We start from the raw sequence: 2,435 nt of genomic DNA on the forward strand, positions 1-2,435 counted from the left end.
CCGGCGGCTCGGTGGAACGCTGGGCGGTGAAAAGCGTCACACCGGTCAGCAGCAGCGCCGCCCCCACCAGCGTGCCCGCCTCCGGGAAGAGCGCCGTGCACAGGAAGGCCGCGAGCACCGGGCCGAGCATGTAGCAGAGCTCGTCCGCGGCCTGCTCGAAGGAGTTCGCGGTGTGCAGGGCCTCGGCGACCGCCTCCGGACCGCCCCCCGGTTCCCCGGTGCGGNNGAGCAGCAGCGCGAGCAGGCCGAGCACGGCGAACACCGTGGCGGGCAGGGCGACGCGGGCCTGCCCGTACCGGTCGACCAGCCGCGCGGTCCACGGGGCGACCACCGCGGTCACCGCGAGTCCGGTCGCGACGACCGCGCCGGCCAGGGCGTACGAACCCCGGGTCGCGGCGATCATCATGACCGCGCTCACACTGAGCATGCCCATCGGCAGCCGGGCGAGGAGATTCCAGGCCGTGAACGCGCGGGCGCCGGGCAGCGCGAAGAGACGGCGGTAGGGGCCCTCCACCCGGCCGCGGTCGCTGTCCGCCCGCCCGCGTGGCGAGAAGTCGACGGCGACCAGGGTGTCGGCGGTGACGGTGAACAGAGGGGTGTTCCGGGAGGCCGGAGGGCGCCTGTGGAAGGTCGGTTGCGGCATGCGCCCACCGTCACCCGCGCTCGCGGCGCCGGTCCAACACCTACCCGGTACCGATTCACGCACCCGCGTTGTAGGTTCACGGGGTGTCCGCCCCCGCCCACCTCGACCCCCGTCTCCTGCGCGCCTTCGTCACCGTCGCCGAGGAACTGCACTTCACCCGCGCCGCGATGCGCCTCTACGTCGCCCAGCAGGCGCTCAGCCGCGACGTACGGCGGCTCGAACGGGAGCTGGGCAGCGAGCTGTTCGTACGGACCACCCGCCAGGTGACGCTCACCCCCGACGGCGAACGCCTGCTGCCGTACGCCCGCCGGGCCCTCCAGGCGCAGGACGACCTGCTCGCCGCCGCCGGACGGACCCGGCCGCTGCTGGTGGACCTCAACTCCCCGGGACTGGCCACCGGCCGCCGGGTCCTGTACCGGGCCCGCGAACTCAGCCCCGGCCACGAGCTGATGGCCCGCTACGAGAGCGGACTGACCTGGGCCGCAGGCGAGTTGGTCGCGGGGCGGCTCGACGCGTCGTTCGGGCGGTTCGCGGGGCTCCCCGCGGCACTGAAGGCCGGGCTCGACCAGCAGCCCGTACGGTACGAGCCGATGGCGGTGATCCTTCCCGAGGGCCACCCGCTGGCCGCCCTGGCGGAGGTGCCGCTCGACGCGCTGGCCGGCGAGGAGGTGTACGCCGGGGCGGGCAATCCGCGCACACCGGAGTGGACCGACCTCGCGGGGCTGCTGTTCGAAGGGCGGGGCATCGACGTCGCGTCGCCCGCGCCCCTGGCCGTGGGGGAGGAGGAGTTCCAGCGGATCATGGCCCGCACGGGGAATCCGGTCCTCGCCGTGGTGGACTTCCCGCCGCTGCCCTCGATGGTGCTGCGCCCGCTGGTCGACCCCGTTCCGCTGTCACCGGTGTCCCTGGTATGGAGAAAGGGGTTGATTCACCCCGCCCTGGAGGGACTTCGCAGGGCTGCGGCCGATATCGCCGCCGAGGAGGGCTGGTTGCTCCGGCCCGTCAACGGATGGGTTTCGGACAGTGATCTTGATGTCATGGGTTCTCCCTAATGTCTCGCAATTGACACGAATCCCCTCCCGGTGAACACGGAACCTTCGCGTGCGCTACATTCGATGCTCGAGCACGGTGTGATAAACGGGGCGCTCGGAGAGGGTGGGGGCCCAATTCCGGCGGCGATTGCTCGGGCCGTACGCGCACCCTGAACAGTTCCGTGGGGGGAAGAAACGTGCGCGTGGAACAGTGGCGAGAAGACGCCCAACCTGAACGATCCGGGACCGGGAGAGAAGCAGACCCGGCCGAGGACGACCGGTCCGCCTCCGGCGGTTCCGCCGCCGGCCACGGAACGTGGTTCTCCCGGAGCGTGCCCGGCCGCACCGGCGGGGCGAACGACGTCGCCGCGGCGAGGACCGCACCCCGCGCGGCCGACCCGGACGACCGGGCCGGCCTGGACGACCGGGTCGCTCCGGACGACACGAAGGCCACGACCACCACGATGAACACAACGCCCTCACCGGACGGCACGGGCAAGGTGCCGGCACCGGGCGTCACGAGCGGAATGCCCGCACAGCGCGGGCCGGAGAGGGAGGGCAGGGCGCAGAGGGCCACCCCGACGCGCCCGGCAGCTTTCGAGGGCCGCGAGGACCCCGAGGAGACCAGGGCCCTCCGGATCAGGCCCCGTACCACCCCCGCGCCCTCTTCCGCCGATTCCGTCGGCTTCGCCGCACGTATCTCCGCCCAGGCCCCCGGGACTTCCCGGCTGCCCCGCACCCCCCTGCGCGACCCCTGGCAG

At 73.1% G+C, this 2,435-nt stretch carries 1 protein-coding gene and 3 pseudogenes; 2 read left to right on the top strand and 2 right to left on the bottom strand.

Annotation, left to right across the window (positions count from 1 at the left end):
- Nucleotides 1–224, bottom strand: a pseudogene (locus AOK11_RS45465) (hypothetical protein); the annotation flags it as partial.
- Between the two features lie 2 nt (nucleotides 225–226).
- Nucleotides 227–643 (bottom strand): annotated as a pseudogene (locus AOK11_RS45470) (MFS transporter); the annotation flags it as partial.
- Nucleotides 644–726: 83 nt separating this feature from the next.
- On the opposite strand from AOK11_RS45470, the gene AOK11_RS29025 reads away from it, so the two are divergent.
- Nucleotides 727–1,695, top strand: a complete 969-nt coding sequence (locus AOK11_RS29025; protein WP_055596687.1) for a LysR family transcriptional regulator — start codon at nucleotides 727–729, stop codon at nucleotides 1,693–1,695.
- A 311-nt stretch (nucleotides 1,696–2,006) separates the two neighbouring features.
- A pseudogene (locus AOK11_RS43055) lies at nucleotides 2,007–2,435 on the top strand (hypothetical protein); the annotation flags it as partial.

This window comes from Streptomyces hirsutus (assembly GCF_001418415.1).
In the GTDB taxonomy this organism is placed as follows: Bacteria; Actinomycetota; Actinomycetes; order Streptomycetales; family Streptomycetaceae; genus Streptomyces; species Streptomyces hirsutus.